Origin of the sequence: Bradyrhizobium sediminis (assembly GCF_018736105.1) — a bacterium.
GTDB lineage: Bacteria > Pseudomonadota > Alphaproteobacteria > Rhizobiales > Xanthobacteraceae > Bradyrhizobium.
In genome coordinates this window covers 3,286,009-3,304,816 of record NZ_CP076135.1, presented here as the reverse complement: position 1 = coordinate 3,304,816, position 18,808 = coordinate 3,286,009, and the positions used below count along the sequence as shown (strand labels likewise).

General features: G+C 63.5%; 20 protein-coding genes and 1 tRNA gene. 13 read left to right on the top strand and 8 right to left on the bottom strand.

Annotation, left to right across the window (positions count from 1 at the left end):
• Window positions 1-5: 5 nt before the first annotated feature.
• The 3 genes from ruvX to KMZ68_RS15820 form a co-directional block, all read right to left on the bottom strand.
• Window positions 6-494, bottom strand: a complete 489-nt coding sequence (ruvX, locus tag KMZ68_RS15830; protein WP_215612183.1) for a Holliday junction resolvase RuvX — start codon at window positions 492-494, stop codon at window positions 6-8.
• Window positions 495-551: 57 nt separating this feature from the next.
• Window positions 552-1,106, bottom strand: a complete 555-nt coding sequence (locus KMZ68_RS15825; RefSeq protein ID WP_215612182.1) for a GNAT family N-acetyltransferase — start codon at window positions 1,104-1,106, stop codon at window positions 552-554.
• A 138-nt stretch (window positions 1,107-1,244) separates the two neighbouring features.
• Window positions 1,245-2,180 carry a cyclase family protein gene (locus tag KMZ68_RS15820; RefSeq protein WP_215612181.1) on the bottom strand — a complete coding sequence of 312 codons (936 nt, stop codon included), beginning with the start codon at window positions 2,178-2,180 and terminating at the stop codon, window positions 1,245-1,247.
• 268 nt (window positions 2,181-2,448) lie between these two features.
• Between KMZ68_RS15820 and KMZ68_RS15815 the strand changes: the two genes are divergently transcribed.
• Window positions 2,449-2,664, top strand: coding sequence for a hypothetical protein (locus KMZ68_RS15815; RefSeq protein ID WP_215612180.1), 216 nt, complete (start codon window positions 2,449-2,451; stop codon window positions 2,662-2,664).
• On the opposite strand, the gene KMZ68_RS15810 is transcribed toward KMZ68_RS15815, so the two are convergent.
• The gene (locus tag KMZ68_RS15810) at window positions 2,651-3,541 is read right to left on the bottom strand and encodes a LysR family transcriptional regulator (protein ID WP_215612179.1); all 891 of its coding nucleotides are present in this window, start codon (window positions 3,539-3,541) and stop codon (window positions 2,651-2,653) included. The two genes, KMZ68_RS15815 and KMZ68_RS15810, sit on opposite strands and share 14 nt — an antisense overlap.
• 105 nt (window positions 3,542-3,646) lie before the next feature.
• Between KMZ68_RS15810 and KMZ68_RS15805 the strand changes: the two genes are divergently transcribed.
• From KMZ68_RS15805 to KMZ68_RS15770, 8 genes are all read left to right on the top strand, one after another.
• Window positions 3,647-4,630: an NAD(P)H-dependent flavin oxidoreductase gene (locus tag KMZ68_RS15805; RefSeq protein ID WP_215612178.1), complete on the top strand. Its 984-nt coding sequence runs from the start codon at window positions 3,647-3,649 to the stop codon at window positions 4,628-4,630.
• Window positions 4,631-4,647: 17 nt separating this feature from the next.
• Complete coding sequence (locus KMZ68_RS15800; protein WP_215612177.1) at window positions 4,648-5,724, top strand: NAD(P)H-dependent flavin oxidoreductase; 1,077 nt, start codon at window positions 4,648-4,650, stop codon at window positions 5,722-5,724.
• Between the two features lie 80 nt (window positions 5,725-5,804).
• The gene (gene gatC, locus KMZ68_RS15795; protein ID WP_215612176.1) at window positions 5,805-6,092 is read left to right on the top strand and encodes an Asp-tRNA(Asn)/Glu-tRNA(Gln) amidotransferase subunit GatC; all 288 of its coding nucleotides are present in this window, start codon (window positions 5,805-5,807) and stop codon (window positions 6,090-6,092) included.
• 84 nt (window positions 6,093-6,176) lie between these two features.
• On the top strand, window positions 6,177-6,389 hold the full coding sequence (locus KMZ68_RS15790; protein WP_215606356.1) for a hypothetical protein: 213 nt from the start codon (window positions 6,177-6,179) through the stop codon (window positions 6,387-6,389).
• Window positions 6,386-7,858, top strand: coding sequence for an Asp-tRNA(Asn)/Glu-tRNA(Gln) amidotransferase subunit GatA (gene gatA, locus KMZ68_RS15785; RefSeq protein WP_215612175.1), 1,473 nt, complete (start codon window positions 6,386-6,388; stop codon window positions 7,856-7,858). The genes KMZ68_RS15790 and gatA overlap by 4 nt, the downstream gene beginning before the upstream one ends.
• Window positions 7,859-7,860: 2 nt before the next feature.
• A complete protein-coding gene (locus KMZ68_RS15780; RefSeq protein WP_249779373.1) occupies window positions 7,861-8,154 on the top strand; it encodes a hypothetical protein in 294 nt (97 codons plus the stop codon).
• Window positions 8,151-9,629 carry an Asp-tRNA(Asn)/Glu-tRNA(Gln) amidotransferase subunit GatB gene (gene gatB, locus KMZ68_RS15775; RefSeq protein ID WP_215612173.1) on the top strand — a complete coding sequence of 493 codons (1,479 nt, stop codon included), beginning with the start codon at window positions 8,151-8,153 and terminating at the stop codon, window positions 9,627-9,629. The genes KMZ68_RS15780 and gatB overlap by 4 nt, the downstream gene beginning before the upstream one ends.
• Window positions 9,630-11,037: 1,408 nt before the next feature.
• Window positions 11,038-11,304: a hypothetical protein gene (locus KMZ68_RS15770; RefSeq protein WP_215612172.1), complete on the top strand. Its 267-nt coding sequence runs from the start codon at window positions 11,038-11,040 to the stop codon at window positions 11,302-11,304.
• A 48-nt stretch (window positions 11,305-11,352) separates the two neighbouring features.
• Here the strand turns inward: KMZ68_RS15770 and KMZ68_RS15765 are convergent, their stop codons facing one another.
• The 3 genes from KMZ68_RS15765 to KMZ68_RS15755 form a co-directional block, all read right to left on the bottom strand.
• Window positions 11,353-11,622: a DUF3551 domain-containing protein gene (locus KMZ68_RS15765; RefSeq protein ID WP_215612171.1), complete on the bottom strand. Its 270-nt coding sequence runs from the start codon at window positions 11,620-11,622 to the stop codon at window positions 11,353-11,355.
• A 62-nt stretch (window positions 11,623-11,684) separates the two neighbouring features.
• Window positions 11,685-11,840 (bottom strand): hypothetical protein, encoded by a 156-nt coding sequence (locus tag KMZ68_RS15760; protein ID WP_215612170.1) that lies wholly within the window; start codon window positions 11,838-11,840, stop codon window positions 11,685-11,687.
• Between the two features lie 31 nt (window positions 11,841-11,871).
• A tRNA-Ser gene (locus KMZ68_RS15755) sits at window positions 11,872-11,965 on the bottom strand.
• Between the two features lie 925 nt (window positions 11,966-12,890).
• Here KMZ68_RS15755 and KMZ68_RS15750 point away from each other — a divergent pair.
• Entirely contained in the window at window positions 12,891-14,414 is a 1,524-nt protein-coding gene (locus KMZ68_RS15750; RefSeq protein ID WP_215612169.1) for a porin, read from the top strand.
• Window positions 14,415-14,589: 175 nt separating this feature from the next.
• Window positions 14,590-14,871, top strand: a complete 282-nt coding sequence (locus tag KMZ68_RS15745; protein WP_215612168.1) for a DUF3551 domain-containing protein — start codon at window positions 14,590-14,592, stop codon at window positions 14,869-14,871.
• 36 nt (window positions 14,872-14,907) lie between these two features.
• On the opposite strand, the gene KMZ68_RS15740 is transcribed toward KMZ68_RS15745, so the two are convergent.
• The gene (locus tag KMZ68_RS15740; protein WP_215612167.1) at window positions 14,908-17,136 is read right to left on the bottom strand and encodes a lytic transglycosylase domain-containing protein; all 2,229 of its coding nucleotides are present in this window, start codon (window positions 17,134-17,136) and stop codon (window positions 14,908-14,910) included.
• A gap of 231 nt (window positions 17,137-17,367) precedes the next feature.
• Between KMZ68_RS15740 and dapA the strand changes: the two genes are divergently transcribed.
• A complete protein-coding gene (dapA, locus tag KMZ68_RS15735; protein WP_215612166.1) occupies window positions 17,368-18,258 on the top strand; it encodes a 4-hydroxy-tetrahydrodipicolinate synthase in 891 nt (296 codons plus the stop codon).
• Between the two features lie 90 nt (window positions 18,259-18,348).
• Window positions 18,349-18,762 (top strand): large conductance mechanosensitive channel protein MscL, encoded by a 414-nt coding sequence (gene mscL, locus KMZ68_RS15730; RefSeq protein ID WP_215612165.1) that lies wholly within the window; start codon window positions 18,349-18,351, stop codon window positions 18,760-18,762.
• Window positions 18,763-18,808: the final 46 nt, after the last annotated feature.

Genomic DNA, 18,808 nt, shown 5'->3' with positions numbered 1-18,808 from the left:
GTCGGCTACTCCTCGCGCGCTTCGCGCAAGTTCGCCAGCCGGTCCAGCGCGCCTTGCAGGATGTAGATCGCTGCGTGTTCGTCGATCACCTCGGCGCGCCGGGCGCGGCTCATGTCCATGCCGATCAATTCGCGCTCGACCGCGGCGGTGGAGAGCCGTTCGTCCCACAAGGCAATCGGCAGATCGGTCAGTTTGGAAAAATTGCGGGCGAAGGCGCGGGTCGATTGCGCACGCGGACCTTCGCTGGCGTCCATGTTGATGGGCAGGCCGAGCACGAAGCCGGCGGCGTTGCGTTCGGTCGCGATGGCGATCAGCCGCGCGGCGTCGGCCTTGAACGCCTTGCGCTGGATGGTTTCGACCCCGGTCGCGAGCCTGCGGTCGGGATCGGACACCGCGACGCCGATGGTCTTGGTGCCGAGATCTAGGCCGACGAGGGCGCCGCGCTCGGGCCAGTGCGCGGCAGCGTCGATCAGCGGTAGAATGGGAGCGGGCATGGCGTTCGCTTAGCACGCGCCTTGCCGGTCACGCAAAACCGCGATGGGAGCCCCGGTTCATCGGGCGGACCGCCTGCGCCACTCCTCGCGCGTTATCTCCCAGATTTCCGCAGCTAAGCGACCCGACACGTAATCCCGGTCTTCGGTCTTGATTATGCGCATTCCGCTGCGCTCGGAGATGCGGCGGGATGGCACGTTCGCCACGGCCTTCGGCGCGCGAAGAATAGGTCGTTCAAGGGTCTCGAACCAGTAATCGGTGACCGCTGTGCTTGCTTCCGACATCAACCCCCGACCTTGCCACTCGCGGTCGAGCCAAAAGCCGCGATTATCGTCAGGCTGGTCCATCAGACTGATTACCCCGATCAGTTGTTCGTGTCCGACCTTGGGGCGGATCGACCAATGCCATTCCTTGCCTCCGAGCATCGCGGGAATCGCAATATCGCGAACAAAGGTCATGGCGCCGTCAGCTGGGTACGGCCATGGGACGTTGCTGGACATGTACTGCACGATGTCCCAGCGCGGAAAGAGCTGCTGGATCGCCGGAACGTCAAGGAGATTCAGCGGGCGCAGGATCAATCGAGATGTTGCTATGTCGGGAATGGTAGCGGACATCAGTGGCCCATCTTGCGTGACAAAAGTACCATCCTTTTGGCTCAACCGCAGGGGCGCCTCGATTCGCGGCGGCTCCGACGATAGATCGCTGCGTGGCGCTCCAAGAGCGGAACGCCACGCCGCGTCGTCGATGTGTCGTTAGCGGATCGCCACCGGATTGATCATGCTCTGCACGCCGCCCTTGAAGCGCGGCTGGCCGAGCACGAACAGGAACTCATAGGCCTTGTCCTTGGCGAGTTCGGCGGTGTTGATGACTTCGAGAATGTAGGTGCCGTTCATCGGCAGCAGGATCTGGTGCACCTCGAACACGTTCTTGGATTCGAACGGGATCACTTCGAGCGCCCAGGTATCGGCGCCGATCGCGACCACGCCCTTGCTGGTCAGGTACTTGGCGCCTTCGACGCCGAGGCCGGGTTCGCCGGAGTTGAAGCGCTTGTCGTCATTGCCGATCAGGCTTGCCCAGCCGGTGTGAAACAGCACGACGTCGCCCTGACGGATTTCGACGCCCTGTTTCTTGGCGGCTTCCTCGATTTCCTTGACGTTGAAGGCGGTGCCCTCCTTGACCACGTCGGTACCATAGTGGGCCGCCATGTCGAGCAGTACGCCGCGAGTCACCATCGGCGGGATTTTTTCAACGCCGAGCTTTTTCAGGCCGGTGGGGTCGGCGAATTCGAGCAGCTTGTTGCCGTTGTAATAGACATGCTCGACGCCGATATGGCCGAGACCGTCGAGCTGGCTGCCGACGCCGACCCAGCCTTCGATGATGTCGTCATTGTAGGTGGTCTTGCTCGGTCCGAGGCCGGGACTGCCGGCCTGGCCGGGCTGCACCACGGTGATCTTGAAGCCACGTGGCGGATAGGCCGGCATCTTGGAATCGACGGGAAAGCCCAGCGCATAGGTCTTGCCGGTCTTGACCAGCGACGCCGCCTTCAGGACGAGCTCCGGCGTCATGTAGTTGGCGGCGCCGATCTCGTCGTTCGGTCCCCATTTCGATTTGGTCCAGTCTTGTGCGCTTGCCGTTCCGACGGTACCCAACACGGCGACAGAACAACTCAAGACAAATGCCTTCAGCATCGCAAGTTCCTCCCAGGCGTTGACGTTATGGTTGTTGGTAGCTAGCGCTGCATACTAACGTAGTGGCGCGGCCCGTCCATGTTTTTGAATCGGTGAGAGGCACATCTCGCAATTCGCGACTTAAGCGACGCCGCCACGCGTTGCGTTGCGGAATTGTGACGGAGAATTTCCGCTTCGTGGAAAGCCAGAAAGAACTTCTGAAAAAAATGAGCGCAATTCTTCTCCAGCGATCGCGCGAGAATGCTTTGTGGAGAAATAGAGGCAGAAGATGGACGCCCTGAGCCTGTTCGGACTGTTCGCCGTCACCGCGATGCTGGTGTGCTACGCGCTGGAGGATCGCAGCCACTGGTTCATCCTCGCCTTCGCGGCGGCCTGCGCGCTCGGCTCGATTTACGGATTTCTGCAGGGCGCCTGGCCGTTCGGGCTGGTCGAGGCGGTATGGGCCGTGGTCGCGCTGCGGCGCTGGAGTTTCAGGCGGCAATGACCTGATTGTTTTTCTTCAGACAGGACGCGAAGCCTTCTAACGCGCTGTATCGATGCGCGCTGCGGCGCTGGATGAAGAGGGTATCGACCCGCGACTGCGATGCGCCGAGCGGATGGATGCGGATGTTGCCGCTCTGATCGCTGCGCTCGACCACGGCGCGCGGCAGCAACGTGACGCCCATGTCGGCGGCGACGCAGCCGATCATGCCGTCGAGCGTGCCGAGTTCGAACCGGGCGGCCGACGGCCAGCCAAACCCGGCGAGCACTTGTTCGAGCCGCTGCCGGTAGCTACAGCCGGTGCGGAACACCAGCGCGGTCGGACCGGATTCCGGCGTGCCGGCGCGGAGGCTTGCAAGGCTGGTCCAGCGCCGCGCGCTGACCAGCACCAGCTCTTCCTTGAAGGCGGTCACTGAGGTGAGTTCGGCATGGTCGATCGGGCCGGCGACGAAGGCGCCGTCGAGCGAGCCGTCGAGCACGGCGGCGACCAGGTCGGCGGTAGGCGCGGTGCGCAGGCTCAGTTGCACCGCCGGAAAGCGGCGGTGAAATTGCGCCAGCAGCGACGGCAGGCGCACGGCGGCGGTGGTCTCCATCGAGCCGATCGATAACGGTCCCTTGGGTTCGCCGTCCTCGCGCGCCGCCAATACGGCTTCGCGCGACAGCGCGGCCAGGCGCTGGGCGTAGGGCAACAGGCGGCGGCCGGCGCCGGTCAGCGTCATGCCGCGGCTATGCCGCTCGAACAGCGCCGTTCCGATTTCGGCCTCGAGCGCCTTTATCCTTTGGGTGACGTTGGATTGCACGGTGTTGAGTTCGTCGGCCGCGCGGGTGACGCCGCCGAGGCGCGCGACAGTCGAAAAAGTCACAAGGTCGGACAATTCCATGGCGTCGCTTCCGTTTCATTTTCGAGATGGCAGCATTCTCAAGAAATCATTTATCGAGAATGTTAGCCGGGCCTATGGTCGCTGTCCAGAACCAGGGGAATGGTTATGCCGATCGATATGCCACTGACCGGCCTGTTAGGCATCCGGCATCCGATTCTGCTGGCGCCGATGGATGCGATTGCCGGCGCGCGGCTGACGGCAGCGGTGAGCCGCGCCGGAGGCTTCGGGATTCTCGGCGGCGGTTACGGCGACAGGGCTTGGCTCGAACGGGAAACCGGCAAGCTCGAAGGCGCGCAAGCGCCATTCGGCATCGGCTTCATCACCTGGAGTCTGGCGAAGCAGCCGGAACTGCTCGACGTGGCGCTGGCCGTCCGGCCACGCGCAATCATGCTGTCGTTCGGCGATCCCAAACCCTTTGCGCCGCAGATCAAGTCGGCCGGCGCGTTGTTGATCTGCCAGGTGCAAAGCGAGGCCATGGCGCTGACGGCGCTGGATGCCGGCGCCGACATTCTCATCGCCCAGGGCACCGAAGCGGGCGGGCACGGTGCGACCCGCACCACCATCGACATCGTGCCGGCGATCGTCGATCTGGCGGCCGGCCGCGTGCCCGTGGTCGCCGCGGGCGGCATCGCGGACGGACGCGGACTGGCGGCGATGATGATGCTCGGTGCATCCGGCGTGCTGCTTGGCACGCGCTTCTATGCGAGCGCCGAAGCGGACGGCGCGGAAGAGGCGAAAAAGCTGATCTGCGCGGCCACCGGCGGCAGCACCGCCCGGGGAGTTGTCTTCGACCTGTCGCGGAGCATCGTCTGGCCCGCGCCATTCACCGGACGTAGCCTGATCAACGATCATGTCCGGCGATGGACCGGCCGGGAAGTCGAGCTGCTGCAGAGCATGAACACCGTCGCCACCGAATACGCCGCAGCCAGGGCGGCACGAGATTTCGATGTCGCGGCCGTATTTGCCGGACAATCGGTCGGGCTGATCCATGACATCCCGCCGGCAGCCGAGATTGTCGAGCGTATCGTCGCCGAGGCCGAGCAGATAATGCTGGGGCGGCGCAATTCTTCCACGGCCCTGCGGGCCTAATCAAGCGAGCAATACCCATGTGGCCGGACCGCCGACTTATCGACCTCTTCAAGACCGAGTTTCCGATCGTGCAGGCGCCGATGGCAGGCGTGCAGGACGCCGAGATCATGATCGGCGCGGCCGCCGGAGGGGCGTTGCCGTCGCTGCCTTGTGCGATGATATCGCCGGAAAAAGCCCGCGAGCAGGTCAACATCGTGCGCCAGCGCATCGCGACGCCGGTCAATCTCAATTTCTTCTGCCACAAGGCGGTCGAAGCGGACGCTGCGCGCGAGGCTGGATGGAAGGCGCGGCTGTCGTCTTACTATAAAGAGCTCGGGCTCGACCCGGCGGCGCCGGTCACCGCCGCCAACCGCGCGCCGTTCGATGAGGCGATGTGCGCGCTGGTCGAGGAGCTGAAGCCCGAAGTGGTCAGCTTTCATTTCGGCCTGCCGGAGCCCAAACTGCTGAAGCGCGTCAAGGCGGCCGGCTGCATCGTGATGTCGTCGGCGACCATCGTGCGGGAGGCGATCTGGCTCGAGGAGAACGGCGCCGACGTCATCATCGCGCAAGGCGCGGAGGCGGGCGGCCATCGCGGCATGTTCCTGACCGACAATATTGCCGAGCAGCCCGGCACCTTCGCGCTGGTGCCGCAGGTAGCCGATGCGGTGAAGGTGCCGGTGATCGCGGCGGGTGGCATCGCCGACGGGCGCGGCATCGCGGCGGCGTTCGCGCTGGGGGCTGCGGGCGTGCAGATCGGCAGCGCCTATCTGCGCTGTCCGGAATCCAGGGTGATCGCCCCGGCGCGTGCGGCGCTGGCGCAGGCGCGCGACGATTCCACCGTGATCACCAACGTCATGACCGGGCGTCCGGCGCGCGGTGTCGCCAACCGGGTGATGCGCGAGGTTGGCCCGATTTCGCCCGACGCCCCGGCGTTCCCCCATTCCGCGACCGCGCTCGGACCCCTGAAAACGGCTGCCGAAAAGCTCGGCAAGGTCGATTTCACCAATCTCTGGGCCGGGCAGGCGGTGCGGCTGGGCCGCGAGATGCCGGCTTCCGAGCTGACCCGGGCCCTGGCCGGCGCCGCTTTGGCGCGGCTGGGCCAGATGGCCGGCTGAGAAGGCCTCGGCCGCGGTTGCGGCGCAAAAGGTGCCTCTGCTATACGGCGGGCTGAATTTGCCGCCAGAGGCCTTATATAATGTCCGTCGATGCCGCCACCGTCCGCCGTATCGCGCATCTTGCGCGGATCGCGGTCACCGAGGCCGAGGTTCCCCATCTGCAGGGCGAACTGAATGCGATGCTGGCGTTTGTCGAGCAGCTGTCGGAGGTCAACGTCGAGGGCGTCGAGCCGATGACTTCGGTGACCCCGATGGAAATGAAGAAGCGCGCCGACGTGGTCAATGACGGTGAGATCGCGGACGATATCGTCAGGAACGCGCCGGCCACCGAAGACCATTTCTTTCTGGTGCCGAAGGTCGTCGAGTAAGATAGCGTTTTCGGGCGAAGTGGGTACCGGTTCGCGTCAAGAAAACGCGTCAAACAAAAGAGTCTTGGTGAGACGGGAAATCCGATGTGTCTCCTCTGCGACGATGAAAAGGCCTATCAGGCCTACATGAACTACCTCGACGCGATGGAGCGGCAGGGCAAGGCCGCCGATCCCGACAAGGCAATGGACGCCGTGCTCGACGCGCTCGAAGCCTCGGACAAGACCCGCAGCAAGCTGGACGACCCGGCCAACGACAAGACGCTGTCTCCGTTCTTCTGCAGCCCGGTTGATAAATGACTGACCTGACATCGCTGACGCTCGCCGAGGCCCGTGAGGGTCTCGCGAACAAATCCTTTACCTCGCTCGAACTGACCGACGCCCATCTCGGGGCGATCGAGGCCGCGCGCGCGCTCAACGCCTTCGTGATGGAAACCCCGGATCGTGCTCGCGCCATGGCGCGCGAGGTCGACGCCAGGATCGCCAGGGGCGAGGGCGGTCCGCTTGCCGGCATTCCGCTCGGGATCAAGGACCTGTTCGCGACCAGGGACGTGCGCACCACCGCGTGCTCGAAGATCCTCGGCAATTTCGTTCCGACTTACGAATCCACCGTGACCTCGCAGCTATGGCGCGACGGTGCTGTCATGCTCGGCAAGCTCAACAATGACGAGTTCGCGATGGGCTCGTCGAACGAAACCTCCTGCTTCGGTCCCGTCGTCAATCCGTGGCGGCGCGACGGCGCCAACACCACGCTGGTTCCGGGCGGCTCCTCCGGCGGCTCGGCGTCGGCGGTGGCGGCGCTGTTGTGCATGGGCGCGACCGCGACCGATACCGGCGGCTCGATCCGCCAGCCCGCGGCGTTCACCGGCACCGTCGGAATGAAGCCGACCTACGGGCGCTGTTCGCGCTGGGGCATCGTGGCGTTCGCCTCCTCGCTCGACCAGGCCGGGCCGATCGCGCGCACCGTGCGCGACACCGCGATCCTGATGCGCTCGATGGCTGGTCACGATCCCAAGGACACCACGTCGGTTGATCGCGCTGTGCCGGATTACGAGTCGGCGCTCGGAAAATCCGTCAAGGGCATGAAGATCGGCATTCCCAAGGAGTACCGCCTCGACGGCATGCCCGCGGAAATCGAAAAGCTCTGGAGCGAGGGCGCGGCCTGGCTGAAGGCGGCCGGCGCCGAACTGGTCGAGGTGTCGCTGCCGCACACCAAATACGCGCTGCCGGCGTATTATATCGTCGCACCGGCGGAGGCCTCGTCGAATCTGGCGCGCTACGACGGCGTCCGTTACGGTCTGCGCGTGCCCGGCCGCTCGATCGGCGAGCTCTATGAGAATACCCGCGCCGAGGGCTTTGGCGCCGAGGTCCGCCGCCGCGTCATGATCGGCACCTATGTGCTCTCGGCCGGCTATTACGACGCCTATTATCTGCGCGCGCAGAAAGTCCGCACCCTGATCAAGAAGGATTTCGAGGATTGCTTCGCCAAGGGCGTCAACGCGATCCTGACCCCGGCGACGCCGTCGGCGGCGTTCGGTGTCGGCGAGAAGGGCGCCGATCCCGTCGAGATGTACCTCAACGACATCTTCACGGTGACGGTGAACATGGCGGGGCTGCCGGGGATCGCGGTTCCCGCCGGCAAGGACGCGCAGGGCCTGCCGCTCGGCCTGCAGCTGATCGGCCGTCCGTTCGACGAAGAAACCCTGTTCTCGCTCGGCGAGGTGATCGAGCAGGCGGCGGGACGATTCACGCCGGCGAGGTGGTGGTGACCATGGCCGAATTCAAAGCCAGCCTGTCGGGCGCAGCACCAGCGCCGGGTCTCGATGCGCCGCTCGCCGCGCTGTGGTGGGCCGCGAAGGGCAATTGGGATCAGGCGCACGGGATCGCGCAGCACGAGCCGACCGCCGACGGAGCCTGGGTCCACGCCTATCTGCACCGGGTCGAGGGCGACCTCGGCAATGCCGGCTACTGGTACCGCCAGGCCGGCCGGCCGGTGGCGAAGGATTCTCTCGATGCCGAATGGGAGCGGATGGCTTCCGCGCTGCTCGGAGGTGCAAGAGCATGAGTGCGACGACGGCGAAACTGATCAAGGGTGCCACCGGCGACTGGGAGACGGTAATCGGGCTCGAAATCCACGCCCAGGTCACCTCGAACTCGAAACTGTTTTCCGGCGCCTCGACCGAGTTCGGCGGCGAGCCGAACAGCCATGTCTCGCTGGTCGACGCGGCGATGCCGGGCATGCTGCCGGTCATCAACGAGGAATGCGTGCGCCAGGCGGTGCGCACCGGGCTCGGGCTGAACGCGCAGATCAACCGGCGCTCGGTGTTCGACCGCAAGAACTACTTCTATCCGGACCTGCCGCAGGGCTACCAGATCAGCCAGTACAAGTCGCCGATCGTGGGCGAGGGCGAGGTTGTCGTGGAGCTCGAGGGCGGCAGGACCGCCACCGTGGGCATCGAACGGCTGCACCTGGAACAGGATGCCGGCAAGTCGCTGCACGACCGCAGCCCGAGCCTGTCCTATGTCGACCTCAACCGGTCCGGCGTGGCGCTGATGGAAATCGTCTCCAAGCCCGATATCCGCGACGCCGAGCAGGCCAAGGCCTATGTAACCAAGCTGCGCTCGATCCTGCGTTATCTCGGTACCTGCGACGGCGACATGGAGAAGGGGTCGCTGCGCGCCGACGTCAACGTTTCCGTGCGCAAGCCGGGCGGCCCGCTCGGCACCCGCTGCGAGATCAAGAACATGAACTCGATCACCTTCATCGGCCAGGCGATCGAATACGAGGCTCGGCGCCAGATCGGCATCATCGAGGACGGCGGCACCATCGATCAGGAAACCCGGCTGTTCGATCCCGGCAAGGGCGAGACCCGCTCGATGCGTTCCAAGGAAGAGGCGCACGACTACCGCTATTTCCCGGATCCGGATCTGTTGCCGCTCGAGTTCAGCGAAGCCTTTGTCGCCGAACTCAAGGCCAACCTGCCGGAATTGCCGGACCAGAAGAAGGCGCGCTTCATCGCCGAGTTCGGGCTGTCGCCCTATGACGCCGGCGTGCTGGTGGCCGAGCGCGAAAGCGCGGACTTCTACGAAACGGTGCTGGCCGGCCTCGCCGACAAGTCGCGCGACGGCAAGCTCGCCGCCAACTGGGTGATCAACGAGCTGTTCGGGCGTCTCAACAAGGAAGGCCGCGATATTACCGGCTCGCCGGTATCGGCCGCGCAGCTTGCGGCGATCGTCGAACTGATCGGCGAGGGCACCATCTCCGGCAAGATCGCCAAGGACCTGTTCGAGATCGTCTGGACCGAAGGCGGCGATCCCCGCGTGCTGGTCGAGACCCGCGGCATGAAGCAGGTCACCGATCTCGGCGCGATCGAGAGGGTGGTCGACGACATCATCGCCGCCAATCCCGACAAGGTGGAGCAGGCGAAAGCCAAGCCGCAGCTGGTCGGCTGGTTCGTCGGCCAGGTGATGAAGTCGTCCGGCGGCAAGGCCAACCCGCAGGCCGTCAACGATCTGCTCAAATCCAAACTCGGCATCTGAACGCCGCGCGAAGTGACGGCGACCGCATCGCCGCCGTCGCGCCGATGCTGCGCGCGTGCACACTTCATTCACCATGAATGCCGGTGCGTCGATCGTGAAGCAGGAAATCGCCTCGCGAATCAGCGCCGGCGATTCGCTCGAAAATCCGGTTTTGGCGAGCGCCGATCAGACGCGAAGCCGGTGAGCACGAAAATTTTTTTATTGCCAAAATTCGCGACTCAGAGTCCGCGCAACCCGCTTTCAGCGGTGTTCGTCGACTCGCAATGACATCGATCGCGCATCGACGACGCTGCGCGTGAATCGCGAAAACACCTGCAGTACGGGCATATCTTGCGATATTGACAATCGTCGGCGTCGCATTTTCGCGCACTATTCGCATCGTTGCGCGAATGCATTGCGGTGTTGTCGATCGACGCGCGCGGTGCGCGCCCGGATCGCTGCGTCAACACTTCCTTAAGCAGGACGCTGTTTTTTTGAGTGTGTTGGTGTATTCGGGATGTAGTGCATTTCGATTCCCGAGTGCACGCAGCGATTAAGCCATCTCACTACATTAGGAGGGCAACATGGCCAAGAAAGCTAAGAAGGCAAAGAAGGCGAAGAGCGCAGTGAAGAAGACTGCGAAGAAGACCCGCAAGGTCGCCAAGAAGAAGAAGTAATCTCGCTTTGAGAAAATTGCCGGCGGCTTGATGCCGGCACGTCACTAGAGCCTTCGGAACGATTTGCTTCTTCGAAGCGGATTTCAAGTCAGGCGGCTCTGTCGACGAAAGAGGGTGTCGGCGAGACATCAGGTCAAACGGCTGGATCGTCATTCAGGAGAGCTCGCTCTTTCGAAAAACGATCCGGCAGAAGAAACCAGTTTTCTTCGTTCGGTGCGGATCCAATGGTCCGCAATTTCACCGGCGGTCTTGAGCCGGAGTGAGATTTGGTCCTGACGTGTTCGCCGACGCCCTCGTTCCCTTAAGCCGCTGCCGAAGCTGCGCGGCGCTTTGAACTCTCCCGATCCCCGGCATTGTTGACCTGACCAGCTGCTGCGAAAGCGAACGCGGCCGATCCTGCATTGCAGAGCAGCCTCGATCGATCGCGAAGCCGCGGCGCGACGCCGGCGAGTGCGCTGCGCGCTACGAGACCCCCGCCAATGGTTATCGTTTCGCCAAACGGCAGGGTAAACCGATTTTCGCGATGCCGCGGAAACCCGCATGAATAAGGCACTTCTGCGATTTCGCCGCTGACGGCGCCGCGCAGCGTTTACGCCGGATTCATCGCGATGCTTAAACTGCCCTTCAAATTTGATCGGTCATGATCATCCCAACAAGCCGGCAAACGGCGTTGGGGATGACGAGGCGTTTCAACAAGCTGGACGGGAGCCGCGCTCGGGGGAGGGCGGCCAACAACAAAAAGGAGATAAGGGATGTTTCAGGGGCACATCGATCTGGATACGGCGACGCCGGTGGAAGCAAGCGCGATCCCCGACGTGTTGTTCGAACGCGGCCTGTACTGGGCGAGCGGGCGTTCCGGCGTGGTCAATCTCGTCGCCGCGCATAAGTGGTTCAACCTCGCCGCCCTGAAGGGCCGCACCGACGCCATCCAGCTGCGCCGTGAGGTCGCCGAAATGATGTCCGAGGTCGAGATCGCCATCGCGCAGCGCGAGGCCCGCGCCTGGATCACCGCGCATTAGTGATGAGTGTCCGTTGCCGGGGGCAGCGGACATCGGGCGTCGATTGCCTCAATAGGTGCGGCGATGCCGCCGGTCGTTTCGTCGCGGCGACGCGTTGGCGCCCGCGTAATACGGATTGATGTTGCACTGGGCCCCGCGGCCGGCAGCCGACATCGCGCATTGGGCCAGCGTATAGTAGGTGCAATCCTCGTAGGCGCCGCCTCCCCAGGCGACCACGTGCATGCAAACCGGAAAGGCCGGATCATAGGTCTGGGCCCGGGCTTGCCCTGCTGCCGAAACCGTCCCGATGATCAAAAGCGCCAAGGCCAGGATGCGCATCGGAAGCTCCCTCAAGATGACGGCATGTCGTCACCGCACGGAAGCGGCCACGCTGATCCAAGTCAATTCACGTTCTCGCGCAAGCCTGCGCTGGCGCCGCGCGTGAAATTTCCCGCCGCGTCCGCGACACCTTCTGGAAAAGTCTCAAGCAAAGTCTGTGGCAGATCGAGCAGGGCAACCGCGACCGGGCGCAACTTGTCCTGGGTATGTGGCGTCACCTATGTGTCCGCGCTGGACACCTTGATTATCTGGCGGAGCCGGAGGGATTCGAACCCTCGATAGGGCTTTACAACCCTATAACGGTTTAGCAAACCGCCGCCTTCAGCCACTCGGCCACAGCTCCGTTGAAGCGGATATGCCCGACACCGGGGCGAGCCGCAAGCGACCAATTTCAGGCCGCCGGATTCCAGCCAGTTTAACGACTCCGGGATACCTCAATTGAGGCACTCCTCTTGTTCGCTCGAGACTGAAAGCCGGGACGTCGGCCGCTAGCTCGGTGCGGAGTCCCAATCGGCGGCACAGATTCGGTCAACGCGGCTTTCGGTCTCTTCTAACCCAGTGTGCGATTTCACCTTGGCCTTCGCGGATGGCGTTGTCCGGCGAAATCCGAAAGTGCCGGCGCGAAAAACCACGAAGCGCATTTGATCCCGAAAAATATGCAGTTCTGCAATTTCGTGACCGGTGGGATGGAACCCGTTGCTGCGATTATGGGCAGAATCGGGAACCTGCGCGGCAGTTCCAGCTATCACCGATGTTGCACGAGGTGATTCCATCGCCGAGGCGACATCTCTCCTGTGTTGTGGCGTGAAGATCGTTTTCGGGGCTGGAATTAGCCGCTTCGTTCACTCGATTCGGCAGGGGAAGAGGCGCAGCAACGGCAAACCCGGTAGCCGCGGTGCCGAGGCAACAAACCGTGGGTCAAATGGAACCAACCAAAAACATCATTGCAAAACAATGACTTGCAACGGAATCTTGATCGCGGTTGCGTGTTATTTGTGCAACACCCATCCAAAAACGGCCTGACTCACCCCGTTCTGAGCGGTTCCTTTGTTGCGTGTGCAGAAGTGTTCGGTAATTGTGTCGATGCGACGGAGGGGGGCATCCCGAGGTCGTCCCGTTAGGTGGTTCGCTTAAGTCCCTCGCGTTGATGCGGGAGTGTCCGAAGGCGCGAAGCGACTAAGCGGGTTTTAAGGGACAAGGGAACCAACCTTAGGGTGTTGCACCCGGCGGATCCGGAACCTTCCCTACAGAGCAACTTGGAGGTTAACATGAAGATGGTTAAGAGCCTTATCCTCGGCTCAGCGGCGGGTCTGATCGCCGTGAGTGGAGCTCAGGCAGCCGATCTTCCCGTCAAGGCCAAAGCGGTCGAGTACGTGAAGATCTGCTCCCTGTACGGTGCCGGTTTCTACTACATTCCGGGTACCGATACCTGCATCAAGCTGGGTGGTTATCTGCGCGTTGAAACCGCGCTGGGCACCAACAGCGTCTACACCGGCAATACGTCGGGCTTGGCTGGCGCGAATAACCGCCTGAGCAACTATTTCACCACTCGTTCCCGTGAAGACCTCAACATCGATACGCGCACCGCGACCGAGTATGGCGTGGTCCGCACCTACTTCGATGCGACCTTCACCTGGACCTCGGGTGGCTATGCCGGTTCCGGAACGACGGCGTATGACTCGGCTCCGGCCGGAACCAACGGCAACGGCTCGGTCGCGGGCGGTTCGCTGGGCATGTACTACGCCTTCATCCAGTTCGCTGGCTTCACGATGGGTAAGGCTGTCTCCCAGTTCAGCGCTCCCTGGGTCAACTATCCCGGCAACAACTACGACGGTCTCGTCGGCGGCGGCGGCACCGTTACTGGTGTCAACCAGTTCAGCTACACCGCCCAGTTCGGCAACGGCGTGTCGGGCACCTTGTCGGCGCAAGAGCAGACGCAGTACTATCAGGCTGGCGTCAATAACCTCGGCACACCGGGTGTCTTCGGCTACGGCACCAGCGACTACGGTGGGACCCGTGCTCCCGACCTGGTGGCCATGCTTCGTGTTGACCAGGCTTGGGGTCTGTTCCAGGCGTCGGTCGCTGCGCACAACAACCATGTTGGTTACTACACTGCCCTCGGCGAGCCCTCCGGTCATCCCGCGGACAAGTGGGGCTGGGCTGGTCAGCTGGCCTTGTCGATCAAGAACATCCCGACAGGTGCGGGTGACACGATCAACATTCAGGGCGTCTACACCAACGGCGCGACCCGCTACAACATCCAGGATCTCGCTGGCGCCGCGGGTGCAAGCACGGTCTATGGCGGCACCGGCTTGGCCGGCGCGTACCAGAGCCTTGGTATCGGGTTTGCGCCCGATTCAGTGTTCGCGGTGGGCGGCGATCAGCAGTTGGTCACCACTTGGGGTATGCGCGGTGCGTACACCCACAACTGGGATCCCTACTGGAACTCGGCCATCTACGGTGCTTACGCTGCGGTCAGCTACAACGACACAGCTAAGACTTTGATGTGCGGTGTGGCCGGTGTTGGCGGTACGGTCAGGACGGCGCTTGGCGCCGGTCTCACCAGCTGCAATCCGGACTACAACATTGCGCAGCTCGGTTTGATCACCCGTTGGACTCCGGTCAAGGGCCTGACTTTCTCGGCTGACTTCACCTACACCAACATTGATCAGAAGTACGCGGGAACCACGGGCGCCGGTGCTAGTGCCGCCGTTGCCAAGCCTGTCGCCGTCTATGAGCTCAAGGATCAGAACACCTACCAAATGCTGCTCCGCGCTCAGCGCAACTGGTAATACCAGTCTAACGACACTCTAAAAGAACCCCCGGCGGTTACCCGCCGGGGGTTTTTCTTTGCTCAGGATCAAGCAGCATGGCGGCGCCCGGGATAGGCTTGCGCTACGAATCGAAGCGGGATGTTGTCGGGATCCGTTCGTCCTTTCTCAGGGCGACCCATCAGGGAGGTCATTGATGCGTAAATTTTTCCTGGCAGCCGTCGCTGTCGGCACGATGGTTTCAATCGACATGACGCCATCGCCGGTACAGGCCCGGGATTATCTGTTCTGCATCAAGGGCGACATTTACGACAGTCCGGTCGGCGATTGCAGCTTCGATACCTATGAGCAGTGTCTGGCGACGGCCTCGGGCCGTCTCGCTTATTGCGACGTGAATCCGTTCTATGCCTACCCGAACCGCGGCTACCCGAAGAAGCCGGGCGTCACTGATCCGAGGAAGCGCAACAGGCTTCATTGATCAGCCATCGGCCGCGTGACGATCCGGAATCGGGGGTTACTCGACGGTAGCGCCGCGGTGCAGGTCGGCCTCGATCTGTAGCCGCGTCCCGCCGCCGAACCGCGTGCGATAAACCTGCAAATTCTCCATGATCCGCTGCACATAATTGCGGGTCTCGGAGAACGGGATTTGCTCGACCCAGTCGATGGCGTCGACCTTGGGATCGCGCGGATCGCCGTAGCGCTCGATCCATTTCTTGACGCTGCCGCGGCCGGCATTGTAGGCCGCGAAGGTCATGATGTAGGAGCCGCGATAGTCCTCGAGCAGCCCGCCGAGTTCGGCGGCGCCGAGGGTGGCGTTGTAGACCGAATCGTTCTTCAGCCGGCCGAGGTCGTAGGTGGCGCCGTGCCGCTTGCAGACATAGCGGGCTGCATCTGGCGTCACCTGCATCAGCCCATAGGCTTGCGCCGGGGAGACGACGGCCGGATTGAAGGCGCTTTCCTGCCGGGCGATGGCGTAGATGATGCTCCGCTCGACCTCCGGCCCGATCGGCTTGAACGACGGGATTCCGGTCACCGGATAGGCGTAGAAATCAAACGGCAGGCCGCGGTTGAGGGCGGCCTTGCCGAGCAGCAGCATGCCGCGCGCGTCGCCGTTGCGCGACGCCAGTTCGCCGAGCCCCACCAGCGCGTCGGGATCGCCGTTTTCGCCCATGTCGCCGAAGATCGGGATCGCGATTTCGCGCTCGTCCAGTGCGTAGAGCAGCTGCACCGCGCGGACGATTTCCAGCCTTTCGATCCCGCGCGCGCGGCCGGCCTGGGCGCCGTTCAACTCGATCTGCGGCAATCCCAGCTTGGCGCGCGCCAACTGGCCGTAGTAGCTGGTCGATTGCTCGGCCGCCCTGGTGTAGGCCGCGCGGGCCTCCTGGGCGCGGCCGGCGGCCTCGGCGGCGCGGCCCTGCCAGTAGCCGGCGCGCGCCAGCGCGGTCGGGTTGACGCTGCCGACGCCGATCCGGGCAAAGTGCTGTGCCGCTGTCGCCGGGTCGGTCAGAAAGCGCAGCGCAATCCAGCCCGCGGTGAATTCCTGCTCGGTCTTGTAGATGTCGCGGGTGGGGAGTGCGGCGTCGCGTGCGATCAGGTAGGCGGTGCGGCGCTCGCCGACGTCGAGCATCTTGCGCGCCAGCAGCCGGCGTTCGATCCACCATTCATCGAGATTGTGCAGCCGGCCCGGGTCCTTCGGCGCGCCGAGCATGAGCTGCGCCGCCTCGGCGAATTTCTCCTGGCGGCGGAGTAGCTGGATCTTGTTGAAGACATAGCCGGGATCGCCGTGAAGTTCGTGCGGAACCGCGTCGAGCAGGGCCTTGGTGTTGGCGGCCTTCCTGTAGGCTGCGATGCGCGCCTTTGCCAGCGCTACCTGATTGGCGCCGAGCCGCTTGGCGGCGCGCAGCGCGGCCTGATGCTCGCTGCCGTAGAGCAGGAAATCCATCCGCGCCTTGTGGTCGCCCGGCGTGATCAAAGCGCCGAACAGGTCGAGCGCCGTGCTCTCGGTCTCTTCGGACATGGAATCGTTTCGCCACGCACTGCGCACCAGACGCTCGGCATTGGCGCGGTCGCCGCGCGCGATCATCGCGCGCGCCAGCGCGAACTTGCCCTTGGCCGACAGCGGCGATTCGCTCTCGAACCATGCCCACACCGTTGCGTCGTCGCGACGGTCGTCCCACAGCGCCGCTTCGAGCCGCCGGCGCAGGAAGGTCTGCGAGGGCCAGCTTGGATTGGCCGAGATGAATGCGCGATAGCGCTCGACCGACGCGCCGTTATCGTCGCTGCGCAGGATGATCCATTCCGCGAGCTTCTTCGCCACCGGGTCCGAAATGGCCGCCTGAACCTGGGTCGCATCGCCGGGCTTGTGCTTGCGCACCAGCTCGATGACGTTTTCCAGCGCCTCGGTATCGGCCTGCGAGGTCGATGTCGTCGCGGCGACCGCGGCCGGCGTCACCGGTTTGCGCACGGGCGGCGGCAAGGCCGCATGCCGGCGGGGCGCGGGCGCCAGAGCGGGTGAGGCCGGAGCAGGGGCCGCAACCGGGACGGCGTTCTTGGCGGCGGCAGGCGCGGTATTCCTGGCGGCCGTGTTGGGGATGACGTTGCGCGCGATCGGCCGCGGCTTCGGCAATGGAACCTTGGGCTTGGCTGCCGCTTCCACCGCAAAGGCCGACAATCCCAAGGCTAGCGCCAGGCTTGTGGCCAGTGCCGTCGATCGCAATGCGGCTGCGCGGGCGGGATGGGTCACGGCGTTCCCTGACGGCGAATCATTCAATCGCTGAGGCTCTAGGTCTATTTGATTGAATATGTGGACAAAATACTAATTGCGGCGGTGGCTGCCGTTGTCTGCGCCAGCACCGCGGCAAAATCGCGGCTGGGGTAGGACCAGAGCGGCCCTTTCGCGGGAACGCCAGACTCGATATGAATTGGTCCTTATCGCCGGTTGAGACGGCTAGCAACGCGCGTTCGGAGGAAGTCCATGGCAGCCAAGACGAATTTCAGGGGCTCATTCACCGCCTTGGTCACGCCATTCAAGAACGGCTCGCTCGATGAGGCGGCCTTCCGCGGGCTGGTGAGCTGGCAGATCGATCAGGGTTCACACGGTCTTGTTCCCGTCGGTACGACCGGAGAAAGCCCGACGCTCAGCCATGACGAGCATCACAGGGTGGTCGAGTTGTGTATCGACGAGGCGAAGGGACGGGTGCCGGTTATCGCCGGCGCGGGCTCGAATTCCACGCGCGAGGCGATCGATCTGGCTGTCCATGCCGAGAAGGCCGGCGCCGATGCCGTGCTGGTGGTGACGCCGTATTACAACAAGCCCACGCAGGAAGGGATGTATCAGCACTTCAAGGCGGTGAATGATGCGATCGGCATTCCGATCATCATCTACAACATCCCGCCGCGCTCCGTCGTCGATATGTCGGTGGAGACCATGACCCGGTTGTTCGAACTGAAGAACATCGCCGGCGTCAAGGATGCCACCGCCAATCTTGCCCGCGTGTCGCAGCAGCGCCACGCGATGGGACCGGATTTCATCCAGCTTTCCGGCGAGGACATGACGGCGCTGGCCTATATGGCGGCGGGCGGACATGGTTGCATCTCGGTTGTCGCCAATGTGGCGCCGAAGCTGTGCGCCGACCTGATGTCCGCCGTCCTGAAGGGCGACTACGCCACCGGACTGAAGATTCAGGATCGGCTGGTGCCGCTGCATGATGCCATCTTCAAGGAACCGGGCCTGGCTGGAGCCAAGCATGGCCTCAAGCTGTTGGGGCGGCTGGACGAAGAAGTGCGACTGCCGCTGATGAAGGTGACGCCGCCGACCGGCAAGGTGATCCATGACGCCATGGTGCATGCAGGGCTGATCAACTGAGCTTTCGACCCTGCCGCCAGAAATCTGGTCGCCGAGAATCCGGCCGCCAACGGTGTCCCGGTCCGCGAAGCTGAAGAGAAGGGGCTGCAGATGCTCAAGGAATTTCGCGAATTTGCGATGAAGGGCAACGTCGTCGACCTTGCCGTCGGCGTCATCATCGGCGCGGCCTTCGGCGGCATCGTGACCTCGCTGGTCGGCGACATCATCATGCCGATCATCGGAGCGATTACCGGCGGCCTCGACTTCTCCAACTACTTCACCGGCCTGTCGAAGGCCGTCACCGCGACCAATCTGGCGGACGCGAAGAAGCAGGGTGCGGTGCTGGCCTGGGGCAGTTTCCTGACGCTGACCTTGAATTTCATGATCATCGCCTTCGTGCTGTTCATGGTCATTCGCGCCATGAACACGCTGAAGCGCAAGGATGAAGCCGCGCCGGCGCCGCCAAAGCCGAGCCGCCAGGAAGAGCTGCTTGCCGAGATCCGCGATCTGCTCAAAAAGTCTTGACGTGCGCAGCCGCGCACCGAGTGCTATCGCTGCCTGTCCAAGTTAG